At 31.2% G+C, this 19,132-nt stretch carries 23 protein-coding genes, 1 tRNA gene and 1 riboswitch; of the genes, 9 read left to right on the top strand and 15 right to left on the bottom strand.

Annotated elements, in window-relative coordinates; genetic code table 11:
• The first annotated feature begins 289 nt into the window (after positions 1-289).
• Positions 290-3,148, top strand: a complete 2,859-nt coding sequence (locus BQ4446_RS02600; protein WP_071026400.1) for a transglycosylase domain-containing protein — start codon at positions 290-292, stop codon at positions 3,146-3,148.
• Positions 3,145-3,327, top strand: a complete 183-nt coding sequence (locus BQ4446_RS02595; RefSeq protein WP_071026397.1) for a hypothetical protein — start codon at positions 3,145-3,147, stop codon at positions 3,325-3,327. The genes BQ4446_RS02600 and BQ4446_RS02595 overlap by 4 nt, the downstream gene beginning before the upstream one ends.
• Before the next feature lie 32 nt (positions 3,328-3,359).
• On the opposite strand, the gene BQ4446_RS02590 is transcribed toward BQ4446_RS02595, so the two are convergent.
• Together BQ4446_RS02590 and BQ4446_RS02585 are read right to left on the bottom strand one after the other, a co-directional pair.
• Entirely contained in the window at positions 3,360-5,432 is a 2,073-nt protein-coding gene (locus BQ4446_RS02590; protein WP_071026395.1) for a heavy metal translocating P-type ATPase, read from the bottom strand.
• Positions 5,433-5,434: 2 nt separating this feature from the next.
• Positions 5,435-5,737 (bottom strand): DUF6110 family protein, encoded by a 303-nt coding sequence (locus BQ4446_RS02585; protein WP_083329017.1) that lies wholly within the window; start codon positions 5,735-5,737, stop codon positions 5,435-5,437.
• 264 nt (positions 5,738-6,001) lie between these two features.
• Between BQ4446_RS02585 and mnmA the strand changes: the two genes are divergently transcribed.
• Positions 6,002-7,057, top strand: a complete 1,056-nt coding sequence (gene mnmA, locus BQ4446_RS02580) for a tRNA 2-thiouridine(34) synthase MnmA (RefSeq protein ID WP_135100602.1) — start codon at positions 6,002-6,004, stop codon at positions 7,055-7,057.
• A gap of 9 nt (positions 7,058-7,066) precedes the next feature.
• On the top strand, positions 7,067-7,702 hold the full coding sequence (locus BQ4446_RS02575; RefSeq protein ID WP_071026392.1) for a 50S ribosomal protein L25: 636 nt from the start codon (positions 7,067-7,069) through the stop codon (positions 7,700-7,702).
• Between the two features lie 130 nt (positions 7,703-7,832).
• Here the strand turns inward: BQ4446_RS02575 and BQ4446_RS02570 are convergent, their stop codons facing one another.
• Positions 7,833-8,438 (bottom strand): ECF transporter S component, encoded by a 606-nt coding sequence (locus tag BQ4446_RS02570; RefSeq protein ID WP_071026390.1) that lies wholly within the window; start codon positions 8,436-8,438, stop codon positions 7,833-7,835.
• A gap of 54 nt (positions 8,439-8,492) precedes the next feature.
• Positions 8,493-8,607, bottom strand: a riboswitch (FMN riboswitch).
• Between the two features lie 48 nt (positions 8,608-8,655).
• Positions 8,656-10,032 carry a L,D-transpeptidase family protein gene (locus tag BQ4446_RS02565; RefSeq protein ID WP_071026388.1) on the bottom strand — a complete coding sequence of 459 codons (1,377 nt, stop codon included), beginning with the start codon at positions 10,030-10,032 and terminating at the stop codon, positions 8,656-8,658.
• A gap of 165 nt (positions 10,033-10,197) precedes the next feature.
• On the opposite strand from BQ4446_RS02565, the gene BQ4446_RS02560 reads away from it, so the two are divergent.
• Positions 10,198-10,281, top strand: a tRNA-Leu gene (locus tag BQ4446_RS02560).
• A 195-nt stretch (positions 10,282-10,476) separates the two neighbouring features.
• Here BQ4446_RS02560 and BQ4446_RS02555 read toward each other — a convergent pair.
• The 8 genes from BQ4446_RS02555 to BQ4446_RS08715 all read right to left on the bottom strand — a co-directional run bounded on the left by BQ4446_RS02555 (position 10,477) and on the right by BQ4446_RS08715 (position 13,777).
• Positions 10,477-10,683 carry a hypothetical protein gene (locus BQ4446_RS02555; RefSeq protein WP_071026386.1) on the bottom strand — a complete coding sequence of 69 codons (207 nt, stop codon included), beginning with the start codon at positions 10,681-10,683 and terminating at the stop codon, positions 10,477-10,479.
• An 817-nt stretch (positions 10,684-11,500) separates the two neighbouring features.
• Positions 11,501-11,809, bottom strand: a complete 309-nt coding sequence (locus BQ4446_RS02550; RefSeq protein WP_071026385.1) for a phage holin — start codon at positions 11,807-11,809, stop codon at positions 11,501-11,503.
• A 2-nt stretch (positions 11,810-11,811) separates the two neighbouring features.
• Complete coding sequence (locus tag BQ4446_RS02545; RefSeq protein WP_071026383.1) at positions 11,812-12,084, bottom strand: hypothetical protein; 273 nt, start codon at positions 12,082-12,084, stop codon at positions 11,812-11,814.
• Positions 12,051-12,671: an NlpC/P60 family protein gene (locus tag BQ4446_RS02540; RefSeq protein ID WP_071026382.1), complete on the bottom strand. Its 621-nt coding sequence runs from the start codon at positions 12,669-12,671 to the stop codon at positions 12,051-12,053. Before BQ4446_RS02540 ends, BQ4446_RS02545 begins: the two co-directional genes overlap by 34 nt.
• The gene (locus tag BQ4446_RS02535; protein WP_135100577.1) at positions 12,668-12,904 is read right to left on the bottom strand and encodes a hemolysin XhlA family protein; all 237 of its coding nucleotides are present in this window, start codon (positions 12,902-12,904) and stop codon (positions 12,668-12,670) included. The genes BQ4446_RS02540 and BQ4446_RS02535 overlap by 4 nt, the downstream gene beginning before the upstream one ends.
• Positions 12,905-12,954: 50 nt before the next feature.
• The gene (locus BQ4446_RS02530; RefSeq protein ID WP_071026378.1) at positions 12,955-13,353 is read right to left on the bottom strand and encodes a type II toxin-antitoxin system HicB family antitoxin; all 399 of its coding nucleotides are present in this window, start codon (positions 13,351-13,353) and stop codon (positions 12,955-12,957) included.
• A 30-nt stretch (positions 13,354-13,383) separates the two neighbouring features.
• Positions 13,384-13,575: a type II toxin-antitoxin system HicA family toxin gene (locus tag BQ4446_RS02525; protein WP_071026377.1), complete on the bottom strand. Its 192-nt coding sequence runs from the start codon at positions 13,573-13,575 to the stop codon at positions 13,384-13,386.
• 70 nt (positions 13,576-13,645) lie between these two features.
• Positions 13,646-13,777: a hypothetical protein gene (locus tag BQ4446_RS08715; RefSeq protein ID WP_280630402.1), complete on the bottom strand. Its 132-nt coding sequence runs from the start codon at positions 13,775-13,777 to the stop codon at positions 13,646-13,648.
• Positions 13,778-13,884: 107 nt separating this feature from the next.
• On the opposite strand from BQ4446_RS08715, the gene BQ4446_RS02520 reads away from it, so the two are divergent.
• Both BQ4446_RS02520 and BQ4446_RS02515 read left to right on the top strand, forming a co-directional pair.
• On the top strand, positions 13,885-14,808 hold the full coding sequence (locus BQ4446_RS02520) for an L-lactate dehydrogenase (RefSeq protein WP_071026375.1): 924 nt from the start codon (positions 13,885-13,887) through the stop codon (positions 14,806-14,808).
• Positions 14,809-14,816: 8 nt separating this feature from the next.
• Positions 14,817-15,212 (top strand): hypothetical protein, encoded by a 396-nt coding sequence (locus BQ4446_RS02515; RefSeq protein WP_071026373.1) that lies wholly within the window; start codon positions 14,817-14,819, stop codon positions 15,210-15,212.
• Positions 15,213-15,478: 266 nt separating this feature from the next.
• On the opposite strand, the gene BQ4446_RS02510 is transcribed toward BQ4446_RS02515, so the two are convergent.
• Genes BQ4446_RS02510 through BQ4446_RS02500 form a run of 3 tightly spaced genes read right to left on the bottom strand, consistent with a single transcriptional unit; the run spans position 15,479 to position 17,475 of the window.
• Entirely contained in the window at positions 15,479-15,988 is a 510-nt protein-coding gene (locus BQ4446_RS02510; RefSeq protein WP_071026371.1) for an adenine phosphoribosyltransferase, read from the bottom strand.
• A gap of 9 nt (positions 15,989-15,997) precedes the next feature.
• Complete coding sequence (locus BQ4446_RS02505) at positions 15,998-16,432, bottom strand: PaaI family thioesterase (protein WP_071026370.1); 435 nt, start codon at positions 16,430-16,432, stop codon at positions 15,998-16,000.
• An 8-nt stretch (positions 16,433-16,440) separates the two neighbouring features.
• The gene (locus BQ4446_RS02500) at positions 16,441-17,475 is read right to left on the bottom strand and encodes a DNA polymerase IV (RefSeq protein ID WP_071026368.1); all 1,035 of its coding nucleotides are present in this window, start codon (positions 17,473-17,475) and stop codon (positions 16,441-16,443) included.
• A gap of 106 nt (positions 17,476-17,581) precedes the next feature.
• Here BQ4446_RS02500 and BQ4446_RS02495 point away from each other — a divergent pair, with 106 nt between their 5' ends.
• Both BQ4446_RS02495 and BQ4446_RS02490 read left to right on the top strand, forming a co-directional pair.
• On the top strand, positions 17,582-18,214 hold the full coding sequence (locus BQ4446_RS02495; protein WP_071026367.1) for an HAD family hydrolase: 633 nt from the start codon (positions 17,582-17,584) through the stop codon (positions 18,212-18,214).
• Between the two features lie 58 nt (positions 18,215-18,272).
• On the top strand, positions 18,273-19,103 hold the full coding sequence (locus BQ4446_RS02490; protein WP_071026365.1) for a copper amine oxidase N-terminal domain-containing protein: 831 nt from the start codon (positions 18,273-18,275) through the stop codon (positions 19,101-19,103).
• Positions 19,104-19,132: the final 29 nt, after the last annotated feature.

Below are 19,132 nucleotides of genomic sequence, written 5' to 3'. Positions count from 1 at the left end.
CAACAAAAGAACCTTAGAACATAAGTGGATTATTTACAGAACAAAATTAACTGCAAGTGATGGATCAATCATATTAGATAGAGTCCAATCAGTTTTAGTTAGATAATCTTAACTTAATAATATTTTTTATAACAGCTCTTATAATTTTGAGCTACTTTTATATTTATAAACATCAGAGTTATAAATTTCCTTATATTTTATAATTATTAATATCAATTTTATGAATCTCTCTGTATTTCCAAATGTATCTTTTTATCTTAGCTAATGATATAATTAATTTGGTGAAACTATGAAATATATAAATGAATTAAAAAATATTTTTAGCGATTTAAATAAAAAACAAAAATTACATATTTTTTTGCTTAATATTTTAATTTTATTTATTTTTTCCATGTCGCTTTTCGCCTCATCTCTTTTGGCAATTATTGTCAAAACTCCCTTAACTGTTCTTGACAATTTATCAAATACCTATAATCAAACTTCTTACATATATAATGAGAACGGAAAATTGCTGGAAAAAATCGATTCTGAAGAATATAGGACAAATGTCCCTCTTGAAAAAATTCCAACTCATATGCAAAAGGCCTTTGTTGGCATTGAAGACCATAGATTTTATACGCATCACGGCCTTGATCCCATTGGTATTGCATCTTCAATTTTAACAAATATAAAAACAGGGGCCTTCACCCGTGGTGGCTCAACAATTACTCAGCAGCTTGTTCGCTCCATTTATCTTACAAACGACAAAACTATAACCAGAAAAATTAAAGAGGCTTATTTGGCCCTAAGGCTTGAAGAAAATTTATCTAAAGGAGAAATTTTGGAGGCCTATTTAAATAGAATAAATTTAGGTCAGGGAGCTTATGGCATTCAGGCCGCTAGCCAAACTTATTTTTCAAAAAATGTTTGGGAACTTAATACGGCTCAGTGTGCCCTACTTGCTGGGATTGCAAAATCTCCTCGTGAATATCCACCCTACAAAACTGTTCCTAGCACTTATTTAAAAGATGATGACAAAATAATTGGCAATAAAAATGTAAATGGCGAAGAAATGTATCTTGTTTTAAATGAAAAGTCCTTCCAAAGGCAAAGGATTATTTTAAATAGAATGTATGAGCTTTCATTAATTGATGAAAATGAATATAAGACTTCTTTAAATTTTAACACTGTCGAATCCTTAAAACCTGGAGATTTAAAACATCACACAATGTCCACATATTCAACAGACTATATTAAATCAGAAGCTTCAAAATATTTAGCAAAATACTATAATCTATCCCTTGATGAAGGGGAACATAAATTATTTACAGGTGGTTATAAAATTTATGCTTCAATTGATGAAGATTTGCAAAATAATTTGGAAGACCTATATGCAAATTTCACAAAATTTATAAAAGAGGGTCCTCAAGATAAGGGAAGTAGAATGCTTAACTTTTCTCTTGATGATGGTGGGTCAATTGCTTATAAAGATGAAACTTTATATTTCAAAAGATATGATAATTTTGACGAGGACTTTAATTTCATTGTGACCCCAAATGACTATAATATTTCATCTAAGGGCGACCTAAAAATTTCCGGCAGATTTTTTAGAAAAATTGGAAATAAGATAGACTTTATTGACCTCTATGAAATTAATGAAAATGGACTTTTACTCACTTATGACATTGGAAATTTAAATATTGATTCCTCCTATGCTGACCTTAAAAAAGACTATTTGATTATTGACGGATCTTTTATTAAAGACCATGACGATTTTTATAGGATTGATGAAAATCAAAATTTGATTATAAATCCCTCCTACACAGAAATAAATAAAGATGCAAATATTCAGCCCCAATCTTCTGCCCTTATTGCAGATAATGAAAGCGGCTTTGTAAAAGCTCTTGTTGGCGGTCTTGACGTGTCATCTAAAAAAGCAAAAATTTTGAATAGGGCAACTGACTCCCACAGATCTCCTGGAAATCTTTTAAAACCTTTTACAGTTTATCTTCCTGCTCTTGAAGAAGGCTACACCCTAGGCAGCGTTTTTGATGATATTCCTACAACAACTGACGAATATATGTGGCCTGAAAATTATTATAAATCTTTCAAGGGACTTATGACTATAAGAGATGCTATTGGAAATTCTTCAAATGTTGTGGCTGCAAGTATTTTAAAGGACATTGGTATAGAAAGGTCCTTAAATGTTTTAAAGAGATTTAATCTTATAAGTGAAAATCCAAATGATGATTATTTTATTAATGCCAGTGAAAATTCTGAAAAAAATGATATGAATTTAGATTCAATTGCCCTTGGCAATATGGAAAAGGGTCTAAGTTTAAATGAAGCTTCAAGAATGTATGCCTCTCTTGCCCAAGGTGGAAATGCCCCTGATTTAACTTCAATCATTAAAATTGAAGATAACACAGGCATAACAATTATTGACAATAGAGAAAAAAAGACAAATGTTATGGACGAAAAAATTTCCTATCTTTTAGAGGACTCTCTAAAAATAAATTCATCTAAGGATAATGCTCCAAAAATTGGAGATGGAAAAACTTATGGTTATCTTGGAAAAAATAGGTTTTCTTCTGACCTTTGGTATGTAGGATTTTCAAAAAAATATTTAGTTGGAACTTGGTTGGGCTGCGACTCTCCAAAAATTTCCTTAAATACAGATGACAATATTATTATAAAAATTTTTAATGAAATTGCAAGAGATTTAGAAGATTCTTCCGCCGAGGAAGAAATTCCTTCCTATATTGTCAAAAAAAATATTTGTAGAAAATCAGGAAAATTGGGTACAAAGTTATCAGAGGATGCTGACGCAAATTATGATGAAATCTTTATAAGGGGAAGTGAACCTACTGAATATGATGATCTCTATAAAAAATATTTAATTTGCATTGATTCAAAACTTTTATCCACCCAATACTGCCCAGCAGAATCTGTTGAATATAATGTGTTATTTGAAAGAAAGGGTGGATATGATCCTGATAAGCACTATGGAATCTATCCTGAAGATTATGTAGAAATCCCGACAAAATACTGTAATATTCATACCAAATCTTGGTATAAAGACCATCAAAATGATGAAGAAGAAAATAATCATAAAAAAATTAACAGCAAGGACAGGCAAAAGAAAATAAAAAAGGGGGCTAAGAAATGAATAAAATCATTTTAAAAATAGGTAAATATATTTTATTAAAAAAATTATTAAAAATGGGAAATGAGAGAAAGGGCAGAAAACTTAGGGCAAAAATTTTAAGAAATCCTAAGTCTAGTGCAAAAATTGCCTATCATTTGGGAAAAATTAAATTAAGAAATAATCTTTTGAGAAAATTCTAAAGATTAAAAGAGCCGGAGCAAATCTCCGGCTTTTATATTTTATATTTTTGCATATTTTTCATGGCACTTAAAACTGTTGATGAATTGTGAAGAAAGGCGGAACTTGTATTTGATAAAATTCCTAAAAATCCTAGGAGAATTAGGGCTGAATTAAAAGAAATAATTTGCCTATAATCAATCTTTATTCTTTCCTTAAGACCCCTTGAAATTCTAACTAAATATACAAGAGATTTCAAATCATCTCCACCAATTGTTATGTCAGAAATTTCTTTGGCGATGTCTGCTCCCTTTTGCATAGAAATTCCAACATGAGCATTTGAAAGGGCTACTGAATCATTAATGCCGTCACCAATCATTACAATCTTATACCCCTTATTCTTTAAATCCATAATATAAGATGCCTTCTCTTCTGGCAAAACTTGGGACTTATAGTAGTCAAGATTTAATTCTTTTGCAACGTGAGCAGCAGAATTTTCAGCATCGCCTGTCAGCATTACAATTTTTTTAAATCCCAAATTTCTAAGTTCGTCAATTGTTTCTTTTGCATCATCCCTTAGGGGATCATCAATGCAAATAACTGCAATAAGTTTTGAATCAATGGCCAAATATAAAAGTGAATGAGTTTTTTTAAGGTCATTAATTATTTTTTCCTTTTCCCTATCAATAGGCACTTTTTTATCTTCAAAAATAAAGTGGTAGGACCCAATTAGGGCTGGTTTTCCATCAATTGATGATGAAATTCCGTGAGCAACAATATATTTTGGCTCTGTGTGCATCTCTTCATGGACAAGGCCCTTTTTCTTTGCAGCTTCCACAACTGCATTTGCAATTGAATGAGGGAAGTGTTCTTCAAGGCAGGCCGCAATTCTTAAAGCCTCATTTTTATCAAAACCTTCAAAAGTTATAATGTCTTCAACTTTTGGCTGTGATTTTGTTAGGGTTCCAGTTTTGTCAAAGACAATTGTGTCAGATTCTGCAAGATTTTCCATAAATTTTCCACCCTTAACTAAAATATCATAGTCAGACGCCTGACTCATGCCGCTCATAACTGCAATGGGAATAGTTAGTTTTAAAGCACAGGAATAATCAACCATTAAAAAGGCCTTAGCCCTAATAAAACTTCCTGTTAATAAAAAGGCAAGCCCAGCCCCAATAAAAGAAAATTTTACGAGAGCATCAGCTGTGGATTCAGCTTTTTTTTGGGCAAGGGCCTTATTTTTTTCCGAGTCCTCAATTAAATCAATTATATGATTTATTCTCGATTCATTATATTTTTTTCTGGTTAAGATGTGAAGATTCCCCTCTTCAAGTACAGTGCCTGCAAAAACACTTTTTCCTGGATTTTTTGGCACCGCAAGAGATTCTCCTGTAAAGGAGGCCTGATTAACCATTCCAATCCCCTCAAGAACTTCTCCATCAACGGGGATTACAGATCCTGTTTCCACCTCAACAACATCTCCCTCGCAAACTTCCTTTAAAGCCTTTAAAATTTTCTTGCCATTCTCAAGAACAAAAACTTTATCAACATTAAGTTCCAAAGAGTGAGCCAAATCTCTTTTAGATTTTTTCAAAGTCCAGTCTTCTAATTTTTCTCCTAAATTTAAGAGAAACATTATTGAAGATGCTGTTGAAAGTTCATTTGTGGCAAGGGATATGGCAATTGCCGTTCCATCTAAAACTTCAACGCTTAAATCTTTTGCCATTAAACTAGCAAGGCCCCTTTTAATAAATTTAAGGGATTTTCCAAGTGTTATTAAATTTCTAAGAGGCAAGGGAAGAAGTAATAAAAAGGCAAGCCTTCCATAAAAGGAATCACGAATAATTTCAAAAATTCCCCCATCTTCATCTGGAAGATAAAGGTCTTCATTTTCAAAATCTTTTAAATCATTAAGATTAAAATTTAAAATAAAGGAGCAAATATTTGGAAGCTCCCTTTCATCATATTCCAGAACAATATTTCCACTAAGAGGAGATATCTTGCAAGAATTTACTCCCTTAAGATTTTGAAGATTAAAGGAAAGTCCCCTATATTCATTTTTTGTAAAGGAATAGGGAGTTTTAAATCTAGCCCTTCCCCTTATTCTATGAGCAATTCTCGCCTTCATAATTATTTATCCTCTTCTACTAAATCTTCCTTTTCAGCTTCTTTTGCTAAATCTTCAATATTACATTCACAAGATTTTCTTTTATTTTCTTCGTCACATTTTTCTTTCTTTTCTTTAGCTTCTGCATAAATATCCTTTGCGTTTTCACGAATTTCTTCTAAAGTTTTGTCAAAACCTTCTTTAATTTTTATGCCGCCAACAGTTGCACTAACTGCTAAATCTTTTGCACATTTTGATTCTAAAAATTTTCCAGCAACTAAACCTGTTACAAGTCCAATTCCCATATTAATTAATTTTCTTTTCATAATTATCCCTCCTAATTGTTCTTTATATATTAACATTTTATTAATTGATAATCAACTGTTATTTGGAATATAGATAATAACTAATTTAATTTTGTAATTATTATCAATTAAAATTTTATAATAATAATTATTTTTAATAGTAAATAGAAAAATGAAAATTTTTGGATTTTAAAAAAATTTCTGCAAAAATCCAATAAAATAAAGCCAGGACTAGATTTTTTAATCTTTCTAAGGTATAATTATTTATTGTACTTAGGAGGGATTATTATAAAAAAGAGAGTAGTTCTAGGTATGAGTGGCGGAGTGGATTCTTCTGTTGCTGCAGTTTTATTACAAAAAGAAGGCTACGAAGTTGTGGCTGTCTTTATGCGAAACTGGGCTGACGACGGAATTTGCACAGCAGCTGATGACTATATGGACGTGGCCAAGGTCTGTTCACAGTTAAATATAAAATATTTTACAGTTAATTTTGAAAAGGAGTATAGGGACAGAGTCTTTTCATATTTTTTAAGTGAATATAAAAAAGGCCGCACACCTAATCCTGACGTAATGTGTAATACCGAAATAAAATTTAAGGCCTTCTTAGAATATGCTTTAAATTTTGACTGTGATTATATTGCTATGGGCCACTATGCACGCACCAAAAAAATAGATTCAAGAACTTATCTCTTAAAAGGCAAGGACAATAATAAAGATCAATCCTATTTTCTTTCAAGGGTTAAGGAAGAAGCTCTTGCTAAAACTTTATTTCCCGTTGGCGATTTAGAAAAATCAGAAGTTAGAAAGATTGCCGAAGAATATAATTTGTCAACAGCTTTAAAAAAAGATTCAACAGGCATATGCTTTATAGGAGAAAGAGATTTTAACGAATTTTTAGATAAATTTCTTTTGACTAAACCCGGAAATATTGTTGACGAACATGGAAAAGTTTTAGGAAAGCACACAGGCCTTATTCACTATACCATCGGTCAAAGAAGAGGTATGGGAATTGGTGGCGTGGGAAGCGGCGAGCCCTTTTTCGTTGCAGGAAAAGATTTGGAAAAAAATGAGCTTATAGTTGCTCAAGGAGAAAAAAATCCAATTTTATACAAAAAGATTTTTGAAGTGGAAGATATTTTTTGGATTAATGATCCTCCAAAACTTCCCAGAGAGTTTTGTGTTAAAATAAGATATAGGACAAAGGATGAACCCTGCCATTTAATCTACGAAAATGATAAGTATATTGTAAATTTAAAAAATCCCCTAAAGGGGGTTACTCCCGGTCAAGTTGCTGTGTTTTATAGCGAGGATATTTGTCTTGGCTCAGGGATTATAAAGTAGGAGGTATTTATGAATTCATTAACTTTAAAATTAAGAGAAGAACAAGGTAAAAATCAAGTCGACAAACTAAGATACGAAGGACTTATCCCTGGAGTTATTTATGGAAAGAACAAAGAAAGCAGAAGTGTTTACGCTCAAGAAAATAAGCTTTTAAAATTATATTCTGAAGTAGGCTCTTCAATTATTATTGAAGTTGAAGTTGACGGGGAAAAGACAAATGCACTTTTCAAAGAAGTACAAATGCATCCTTTCAAAAATTCTATGCTTCATTTTGACTTATATGAAGTAGACATGAACCAAGAAATCACAGTTATTGTTCCTGTTGTTTTAGTTGGTAGAGATGAAATTAGAGTTCAACCATCTAACTTAATCCAAGTTATTAACGAAGTTGAAGTTTCTTGTCTTCCAAAATATTTACCATCAACAGCTGATGCCTTTGTAACAGATATGCAAATTGGCGACACAGTTACAGTTGCAGATCTTGATGTTTATAAGGATGAAAATATTAAAGTTGCCCTTCCAGCAGATGAAGTTGTTGCAACCCTATCTGAACCTAAGGAAGAAGAACTTGAAGAAGAAACATCTGAAGAAGAATCTGCAGAAGTTCCAACAGTTGCTGAAACTGAAAAGAAAGATGAAGAATAATAATTATAAAAATTTGGCGGCCCAGCCGCCTTTTTTTATGGCAATATATTTTAAAAATACTTCAAAAAATTAAATATTTCTAAAAAAATCCATAAAAAAAGATGAGCCTTAGCCCATCTTAATTTTTTTATTAATTTTTAAATAGAAATGAAACTCTTTTATAAACAAGCATCATTATAAAGGATGTAATTAAACCTTTAAGTAAGTTAAAGGGTAAAATTGAATAAACCATAAAAGACCAAAGATCTGTGATTTTTGGTGTCACCGCATGGCCCATAGCAATTATTGCATCCATTGACAAGAATTTTCCATAAAGGGGGAAAACTACAAAATAGTTTGAGCAAAGCGAAAGTCCTGTCATTGCTAAAATTCCAAGTCCTAGTCCAATAACTGCTCCCTTATAAGTTTTGTGGCTCCTATAAATTACTGATGCGACGAGGGCAAAGGTTGAACCGATTATAAAATTTGAAAGTTCTCCAACTCCGCCAGTTGTTGTCCCTTTAATTACTGCATTTAAAATATTTTTTAGAGCTGAAACCATAACTCCATAAATAGGGCCCATGGTAAAGGCACCAATAAGGGTTGGGATTTCAGAAAAATCCATTTTTATAAATTCTGGTGCAATAAATAATAATGGCACTTCAAAAAACATTAATAAAAATCCCAAAACTGATAACATTGCTACTCTTGACATTGTTCTTGCTCTTAAAAGCGAATTTTGATTTACTCTATTCATTATACCTCCTTTGGGGCATTAAAAAAGCCCCGTCTTCGGGGCGCATTTCTAAAAACACATCTTCTCCCATCCAGACTTTACTGTCGGTATTGGAATTTCACCAATTCGGCCAAAAGGCTCGTGGACTATAACCACCGGTTGGGATATTAACCCTTCCCTGAAGATTCTATATTTATTATATCATCTATAGATATATATACAAGTATTTTTTTACATTTTATGAAATTTTCTGACTGTTTGAATCGTAAACAATAACGGGCATACCGTTAAAAGTATTTTCATATAATTTTGGCATAATTTCTGGAGGCACATTTATACATCCATGGCTTCCCTTTTTTAAATATAAATCTTCTCCAAACTCACTTCTCCAAGGAGCATCATGAAGACCAATTCCCTTCCAATTTATAGGCAGCCAATAATTTACAAAAGATTTATAGTCTGCTCCCGTTAAAAACCTTTCCCTTTCCCGTGACCAAATTTTTTGAGTTCCAGTTGGAGTTGCATTGTCATTATTTGGATTGCCTGTTACAACTTTTGTTTCCAAAACTAAATTTCCATCCTTATAAAGCCAGACATTTTGCCTTGCAAGGTCGATTTCAATATAAGAATTCCCAAGATCATTTTCACTTCTGTGGAGGGCAGTTGTCCTATAAACGGGTACAAGTTCCTTGTTCTTTCTTTCACTTAGAGCATTTAATAAAAGCTCGCTCGTCTTTTTTATGTCAGTTGACCATCCGTAAATTCCTCCCGTTACTAAAACATTTCCAATGCCAGTTGCAGGAAAAATTCTCTTTCCGCCAAAGGTGTCATATTTCACAGATAAATTATTTACATATGCCACAACTTTTTCTTCACTAGGTACAAGATCTCTATTATTTTCCCTTTTATAGAGGTTAATTAATTTTTGATGGTCTAAAACTTCTTTTCTATCTTCAAAATTAAAAGAAATAGTGATTTTATCAAGTGTCTTATATTCATCTAAAAGTTTTTGAAGATCAGAATCATCTGATTTAAGACTTGGCTCTAAATAAATTTTTTCCTCTTCCAGGTCAATAATTTTATTTTCCTCCCTCAGATGCCTCAAAATAGATTCTTTCAAATCCCTTTCCTTTAAGGTATTTCCTAAAATCTCTTCTTTTATAGAAAATTTTCCATCTTCATAAATAACCTTAGCATCTTCAGGCTTTTGATTTTGATTTTTTACAATATCCAAATTATTTACTGTCCTATCAAAGTCTTCAATAGAATAAATAGCCCTGTGTTTCAACTCATATTCCTTTTTATAGAGAGAACTTAAAAACCAGTAAATAGATGGTTGATAAAGATCTTGATTTGGCAATAGCTCATCTTTATAAGAAAAATCACTAACCTTTAATTTATCTTCCCCTTCTCTTCCCTTTAAAGTAATTTCATAGTCATCCCAAATGCCATTATAAGTTTTGTATAAATCATCTTTTTTTTGAAGGGAAAAATCCTTACCATTAATAAAAGTCTTTGGCAAAAAATAGGTCGAAAAAAAATAGGCCCCTATAAAATAAACCCCTATAAATAAAAGTAAAATAAAAATAAGTATAAATTTAAACGTCTTTCTCAATCAAACCACCTAAATTTATTATAGACCAGAAGAAAAAATTGTAAATGGAATTGGCTAAACTGTAACCAAATTGTATTTTTTTTAAAATTTCCTTAAAAAATTTTTTACAAAATACTTGACAATGATTTTGATGACCATTATAATATACTTTATTGTTAAGGACATGCGGGAATGGCGGAATTGGCAGACGCGCTAGACTTAGGATCTAGTTCCATTGGAGTGGGGGTTCAAGTCCTCTTTCCCGCACCAGACAATTTTGTATTTTTATGAATTGTTACAAATGGCTAAAAATACAAAGAAAAAGCAGGTATTCAATTTTTGAATTACCTGCTTTTTTACATATTTTTACACGTTTTTACTACTCAGCTACCAACTCGTTACCAACTTTTATAATTCTTTTATCCATTTAAATACCTTTATTTGTTAAGATTTAAAAATATTTTTTTAAGTTTTTTTTTGATTATTTTTTAAATTTTTTTCTCTTTCTTCTATCCAAGCTTTAACTTCTTCCAGATCATCAAAATCTGCAAAAGTGGTTATATACTTTTTACATCCACTTTTGGCTCTGCTCTTGTCTTTTATTTTTTTGTTTGCAGCATCCCACTTTCTTGAGGCTCTCCTTTGAGCCTCTGTTGTTTTTAAGTCTTTCACGATTAAACTCCTTTATTTTTCACTTTGCCTTAATTTTAACTATTAATAGTAAGCATAGAATGATAACCAGCACATTGCTAACTATTCCAAAGTCTTTAAAAATACCTATCACATTTATCGCAGTGATTACACTTAATAAAATTATATTCGCATCTATTTTTTTCATTTTGACTCAATGAGCATTTTGTAATATAATACCCTTAAAGGGAGAGAGGGAATTCCCCTCTCTTTGAGTTACTATTTTAATATTTCTTTTATCAATCCGATAATGCCAATTAGCAGATTTAGTAAAAGTATTATTAATTCTAGTAGCTCTTTTTTATTACCCTTTCTAGGTTTCCTCTTGCTCATTTCCCCACCTCCTGAATTTATTATACTACCGACTTATATAAAAGTCAACACTTTTTTTAAATTTTTTTTAATTATTTTTGAAAATTTTTTATGGTATAATTAACTTAAGCTCCTTTGAGCTTTAATCATCTTTAACTAGTCCGTGTCGATTTTTGTTTGATGTGGACTTTAAACTTTTAAATAAAAAATTAAATGTTTAATCTGCTATTTTAAGAAATATCGGACTAAAAGAATCTATAATACGGCAAACCAAGAAATACCGTATTATAGAAATTTATTTTAATAGTTCAAACAAAAAAGAGCCTAGAGATCAACTCCCTAGGCTTTTATCTTTTAATGTTTAATTTTAATAATAAGTAGTCTCTTAAATGGTTAAACATAGCCTTTTATAGGTTCGACTGTCCACAATAGGTCTATTTTGTGTTTTTATTTCTTATTAATACAATTCCTTGCCTTAATTTTGATTTTATTTGTTAATTTCTTTCTCCCACCTATTAAGTTCAAGCACAGCACTTTCAATCATTGCATCAAGTTCATCTTCAGAAACTTTTATATTTTTATCTTTAAGATATTCCAGCACATATTTCTTCTTTAATGGTCCTTGACCCGACTGTGTATAAATTTGTTCTGCTGCTCTTACTGCTATAGTTACTATATCCATTGTGTTTTTAATTTTATCTTGTCCGTATTTTTGCTTTAAAACTGGTATTATTATTCCAGTAACAATTACGGATACAATACTAAGAACTACATAAAAAATATTATTTAAACTCATTCTTAACCTCCTAAATAATCATTATCTTTATATTTCATTGAATGTATTTCTTTATCAATCTTCTTTTTCTTGATCCGTGCTAAGCTCCATAATTCCACAGTAGTAAAAGAAAACCAAGCACCTATTAAAGTGCTTGGCTCTTGTCCTGTTAGGGTGAAGATTTTAAGGACTATTATTGTAAAGATTATGTTTAAGCCTATAACAGCAAGTACAATAAATTTACTGTACTCACCTTTCTTTTTTACTCTACCCTTATTCCGTCTTCTCTTGTCCATGACACGTTAAATCCTAAAGTTTCAAAAAACTTTCTTACCGGAACCATCATGCTACCTAATTGTACATAAGCCACGCCCTTAATTACTTGTGGACTTATTTTAGCTTTTTTATCCATAACCGTTAGATGATTATAGCTTGCAGGAGCTTTATTAATTACAGGCACAACAGGTTCAGGTATCTTGTGACCATCTAAAAGAGCCTTAACCCTATACACTTTTGTAAAGTAACCTCTATACTTATATATACATACGCCCTCTCTGTATCTCGCTTCTAAGGTCTTTCCATCTCCTAGATAAATAGCAACATGACCTGACCACTTGCCTTTTTCATAATCTCCGCCCCAGAGAATATCTCCTCTTTTTAAATCTTCTTTAGGCACTTCATAAAATCTTGGGTCTCCATCTTTCATAAATTTAGTGGAAACTGTTCTGTCTGTCTTTGAAAGGTCTAAATTTCCACTATCCCTTAGGGCCTTATAAATTAAAGAGGAGCAGTCAGAATAACCTTTCTGCATTCTCTTAGGCTGACTATACTTATCGCCCTTATACTTCATAGCTGAGGCTATAAAATCATCTATTTTAGTCATTTTATTATCCCCCTCTCAAGAGCATAAAAAAAGAAAGCGACAACTCCCCCAATAAAAAATCCGCTAGACCATTTTATGGTAGTAATTAGCCCGTCAATTTTAGCAATTAAATTTCTTATTTGTGTATCAGTACTCGCCCTAAACTGCTCTAGCTTATCAAGTCTATCAGAGTGAGAATTTAGCCTTTTTTCAGTAACATCAATTTTTTCTCTTAAATAATCTTTATCTTCCAAATTTTTACCTCCAATAAAAAAACACCTAAAATCCAGGTGTTTAAAAATTATTATTTAATTTTCAGTTCTTTTTTTAGTCCTTCTTGTAATACTCTTGAAAAATTAATGTTTTTGTTTTCAGAAATATCATTAAGCCACTTTGGAATAGTAACTGTCTTTTTTATTGATTTATTATTAATTTTATCTCTTAAAACCGAAATGGAGGCTTCAACAAGAAGGAGAAACTCCCCGTCATTTAAAACAATATCTCCTTTTTCATAGGGTTTAGGAATGCTAATTTCATTACTTAGCATCGAGAATAAAACACCATTTAATACCTCATTAACATTAAAAAATAATTCATTCATATTATCTGCATCAGTAAAACACGCACTAAAATCTGGAAAATTAGCATAATAAACACCATCTTCTTTTTTTACAACACACGGATAAATATAGGCTTTATTCATATTGACCTCCTAAAAATATAGAGAGCAGGGCTAAAATTTTAACCCTGTAATTCTCTCAATGCTTGTTAAAGTTCCTGAAGGAATATCTTTTTTATTACATTTCACAGGACAAATAAATCCGCCTTTAATGTAAATCTCATGAGAACCTTCAGTATGGTCGTATTTCCAACCATTTTCTTTCATAACTTTAACAACTTTTCTGTAAGGCTTTGTTTTGGCCATAAACATTTCCTCCTTACATTAATTATTATACACGTGTTGCTAATACGTGTCAAGGACTAATTAAAAATTTTTAGTCTTCCTTAGCAAGTTCTGCCATCCCAAGTTCTTCTAAACATTTTTTAACCCTATCTTTAAGGCATAAAGGCACTTGTTTAAAATTTCTTTTACCATAAATAATAAGCGTTGCATATACTACGTCCATATTTTCACCCCCTTTCACCAAAATTTTTAGCAATAAAAAAACACCTATCATTTAGCTGTCTATAAATTAGTTTCTTATGTTATAATTTACATATTAGGGAGGTTTTTATGAAATTAGGAATAGTAGGATCTGGTTTTGCCGGTCAAATAATTGCATATACAGCAGCTATGCGTGCACTTTGTGATGAAATTTATTTAGTTGATATAAATAAAAAGAAGGCTGAGTCTCAGACCATGGATTTAAATGATGCAAGAAGTCTTTATGCCCATGACATAAAAAGTTTTGCCTGTGAATATGATGACCTTAATATTTGCGACATAATCGTTTTAACTTCAGGGGGTATTCCTGAAAGTTCAGACCGCCTTGATGAGTTTAAGGAAAATAAAAATGTTGTAAGAGATTATGTTCACAAAATTGTGGGAGCAGGTTTTAAAGGGATTTTTATCGTAGTTTCAAATCCTTGCGATGTCATGGCCTATGAAGTTTTTAAGGAATCAAAATTTCCAGCTTCAAAAGTTATTGGATCAGGCACAAGTCTTGACTCGCTAAGATTAAAAACTATTCTTAGCCAAAAGCTAAATATTTCCCCAAAATCAATTGAAGCCTATATCCTTGGAGAGCATGGTGAAAGTCAATTTGTTGCTTGGTCGCAAGTTAAAATTTCTGGCATAGGGCTTGATGAATATTTAAAAGAAAATAAAATAGAAAGTTTCCCCTATAATGAAATTGAAATGGAAGTTAGAGAAAGAGGCTGGAAAATTTATTTAGGCAAGGGGTCAACCCAATATGGCATTGGAAATACAGTTTCAAATATAATTTCCGCAATCTATCACAATGAAAATGTTATTTTAAATGTATCTTCACTTTTAAATGGTGAATATGGCATGGAAGATTTATATATTTCTAGCCCCTGCCTAATAAATAAAGATGGAATTTCCAAAACTTTTGAACTTAAATTAAATGAAAGTGAAATAAAAAAGCTACACGATTCAGGAAAAATAATCAAAGATTATTTAAAAATACTTGATTGAGGGAGATTATGAAAGAAAAATTCAGAAAATTTATGGTAGGAAGATACGGAGCAGATGCCTTTGGCAGATTTTTACTCCTTCCCGTTTTAATACTTTTAATAATTGGATATGTAAAATTAAATAGATATTGCCACATTGGTGCCCTGGTCATTTTAATTTATATATATTATAGAATGTTTTCAAGAAATATATCAGCTCGCTATAGGGAAAATCAAAAATTTTTAGACCTGACCAAACCCATAAGAAGGCAAATAAATTATATAGGAATAAGAATTAGAGATAGGAAAGACTATAAATTCACTCGCTGCCCCTATTGCAATTTGGAAATGAGATTGCCAAAAAATAAGGGCAAAGTTATAATAAAATGCAAAAAATGCAAGAATACCTTTGAATTTAGGACATAAAAATTAAAAAAAAGGTATTTTTACAAATAATAAAATAAAAAGGTGATGCTAAATAAGATAACTATACATTCTTAAGCATCGCCTTTTTTGTAAGTTTTCATAGATGCCCTGTACTTGCCATTAAAGTTATAAACCTTAAGAGATTGGTAATTCATTTTTCTATATCATCAGCTTTTTCAAGTTCTAAGTATTTATCAAAAATTTGATAATGGCTGAAAAAGTAGACAAGTAAAAAATAAAGAGCCTTGGGAGCTCTTTAATTATTTTTAATATTTAATTATTGAATGTACTTCATATTTTTTTAATTTGTCCCTGGCTTTCAATTCTTCAAGTTCCATTAAAAATATTAGGGCTCTTACTTCTCCGCCAAGTTTTTCTATAAGTTTTATGGCACTTTCTGATGTTCCGCCTGTTGCCAAAAGGTCATCTACTAAAATTATTTTGTCACCTTTGTTTATGGAGTCAAGGTGTATTTCTATTGAATCTGTTCCATATTCTAGTTCATATTCTTCTGAAATTTTTTCTGAAGGAAGTTTGCCCGGTTTTCTTATGGGAACGAAACCTTTTTTTAGTTTATAGGCCATTGGGGCTCCCACTATAAATCCCCTTGCTTCTACACCAACAATTTTATCAAAGTCCCCGGGGATTTTTTCTATCATTTTATCTATAGCTTCTTTAAAAGCTTCTCCATCTTTTAACAGTGTTGTTACATCTCTAAATATTATTCCTTCTTTTGGATATCCAGGGATTGATCTTATTCTTGATTTTAAATCCATAATTTCCTCCTAAATTTTATTTTTTTCTAAGTACGCTGTATAATTATTGTCTTTTTTTAAATATGAGTGGTAGGTAAAAGTCCCCTTTGTTAAAAGTTTTTCTTTTGTATAGACTTCCACATCCACTACGCATATTGTATTTCCCTTGTGGATAAAATGCGCCCTGCCAAATATTTCTACTCCCTTTGGTGTATTTGATATATAATTCATAGTTGCATCTATTGTAACGTAAACTTTGCCAAGGGTCATACATAAGATTCCTGTTACTGTATCTGCAAAGGTATAAATTATGCCTCCATGCAAAATATTTAGTTCTGAAATGTGCCTTTCATCTGGTAGCATTTTTAAGGTTAAAACTTCATCTTCATATGAAACAAAAGACATATTATTAGCCTTTGTAAATATTCCTTCATTGACTAGGATTTTTATATCTTCCCTTTCCATTTAGCCTCCTAAAAAAATGTTATTTGATGAGCATATAGGTCCACTAAATTTGACATTGTTAGGCCAACAAGTCTTATTTTTTCTCCTCCATAAAATTCACGGAGAAGATTTAGCCCTGCTTTTAAAATCTCATCTCTTTCAAAAAGGACTGTGTCAAAGGTCCTGGACCTTGTCCTTATTTTAAAATTTTCGTCCTTTAATTTTATTGTTAGCGTGTAGCCGCAAATATTTTTTCTATATAAATTTTCTGAAAGTTCTCCAGCAAATTTTTCTATATATGATTCTATTATTTTTTTATTGTCTGTTGAAGTGAAAGTTGATTCTGTCCCAATACTTTTTCTTTCCCTATGGACTGTAACTTCTCTTTCGTCTATTCCCCTTATTCTATTGTAGAGGTCTGTTCCCAATTTTCCAAAAAATTCTGTCAAAAATTCTTCATTTAAAAGGTAGAGATCACGGACTTTATTTATGCCAATATTTCTCAGCCTTTCTTCTGATTTTTTGCCTATTCCATGAATTTTTCTAATGTCAAGGTCCATTAAAATTTCCGGGACTTCCTCTTTATTTATTATTTTTATGCCCCTTGGCTTATTCCAGTCGCTGGCAAGTTTTGCTAGAAATTTATTGAAAGATAAGCCTATCGAAACATTAAGGCCGCTCTTTTTTAAAATATTGTTTTGCATAGCCTTTAAATACTTAAGGTCTAAATTTTTTCCAGTCATATCAAGATAGGATTCATCTATTGAAACTTTTTCAATTATATCTGTATAGGATGACAAAATCTCAAAAACTTCTTGTGATTTTTGTAAATATCTTCCCCTTCTCATGGGCATAATAATTAAATGGTCGCATAATTTTTTTGCCATAAAAATTGGCATGGCAGAATGAATACCAAATTTTCTCGCCTCATAATTTGCAGTTGTTATTATACTTCTTTCGCTTCTTCCTGCAACGACAAGGGGTTTGCCCTTAAGGGCAGGATAGTCAAGTTCTTCGCAAGAAGCATAAAAGGCATCTAAATCTACATGAAGAATTTCCCTCATTTAATCACCATTAAAATTATAGCTGATTTTAGGAATTTTTTAAAGCTTGCAAAGGCTTTTGTCCCTATATTTTTGTTATAATAGAAATATAGGAAAGGAGGCAAAATTGAAAAAGAAAGTAATTCTTTATGATTTTGATAAGACAATAATTGATAGTGAATCCATTTTTCTTTTGTGGAAATTTGCCATTAAAAAACATCCCTATCTTTTTATCACATTAATTATAAATTTATGTAGAGAATATATTTATTATTTACTTACGGGGAATTTTTGTCATGTTAAAAAAGCCATGGTTTCTGTCATGAAACCTTTAACAGAAAAGGACCTTGAAAATTTTTTTCTTAAAATATTATATCCTTCTCATTTTTTTGAAGAGATTTTTCCTGAATTTGAAAAGTATAGTGATGGGGATATAAAAATTTTGTGTTCGGCTTCTTGCGAAAATTATTTAAAATATATAAATAAAATTCTCCCTTTCGATTATATTCTTGGGACTAGGCTTGACAAAAATTATGAGCTTGTGGGGAAAAATAATTCAGGCAAGGAAAAGGTAAAGAGAATAAAAGAACTTTTAGAAAGGGAAAATATTGAAATTGACTACGAAAATTCTATGGCCTATACCGATTCCTATAAAAATGACAAATATATGGCTTCTCTTGTAAAAAATAGATTTTTAATAAATTCAGAAAAACATTTTGAGGATTTTGCAAATTTATCATGGCACACAAAAGCTGATTAATTGACAAAAGTACGATTTCTTGCTATTATAAACTTAATTTATATATTTGGAGGTAATTATGAAATTAAGAAAATTTGTTACAGTTACTACTCTTGCATCTTTACTTGCAAGCCCAATGGCAGCTTTTGCTGAAACTCCAGGAGTTAAACTTCCTGATGCAAATACTGTTAAAGAAGAAGTTAAGGATTTAAAAGACAAGGCTAAAGAAGGCGCTAAAGAAGTTTCTGAAGTTGCTAAGGAAGAAGTTAAAAAGGCTGAAGAAAAAGCTAAAGAAGTAAAAGAAGAAGATAAAAAAGAAGTTAAAGAAGAAGTTAAGGATGCTAAAGAAAATGCAGCAAAACAAGACGTTAAAGTTATTCTTAAGGGAACAGCTTTAGAACTTGAAAATCCTGCTGTTATTAAAGCAAATAGAACTTTCATTCCAATTCGTAAACTTGCAGAAACTAGCAAGGCAAAAGTTGAATGGAATGAAAAAGAAAAATCTTTCACTATCACTAAAGATGAAAAAGTTATGAAACTTACTATTGATAGCGACAAAATGATGGTTAATGGAGAAGAAAAGAAATTAGAAGCTGCTCCATTCATTCAAGACAATTTCTCATATCTTCCACTAAGAGTTATCTGTGAAGAAATTCTTGGCTATACTGTTGACTGGAACGCTGAAACAAGAGAAGTTACTTTAACTGATGGCGGAGAAAAAGTAGAAAAGAAAGCCGAAGAAGTTAAAGAGGCTATTGACAAAAAAGCTGAAGAAGCTAAAGAAAAAGTAGGCGAAAAGTCTGAAAAAGCTAAAGAAGATATTAAGGCTGAAGCTGAAAAGGCAAAAGAAAAAGTAGAAAAGAAAGCTGAAGAAGCTAAAGATAAAATTGAAGAAAAATTAGCAAAATAATTTAAAAAAATTATCCGCCATTAATTTGG

Origin of the sequence: Peptoniphilus raoultii (assembly GCF_900099555.1) — a bacterium.
In the GTDB taxonomy this organism is placed as follows: domain Bacteria; phylum Bacillota; class Clostridia; order Tissierellales; family Peptoniphilaceae; genus Peptoniphilus_A; species Peptoniphilus_A raoultii.
Note: the sequence above shows the minus strand (reverse complement) of the source record. Positions and strands in the feature narration are given on the sequence as shown.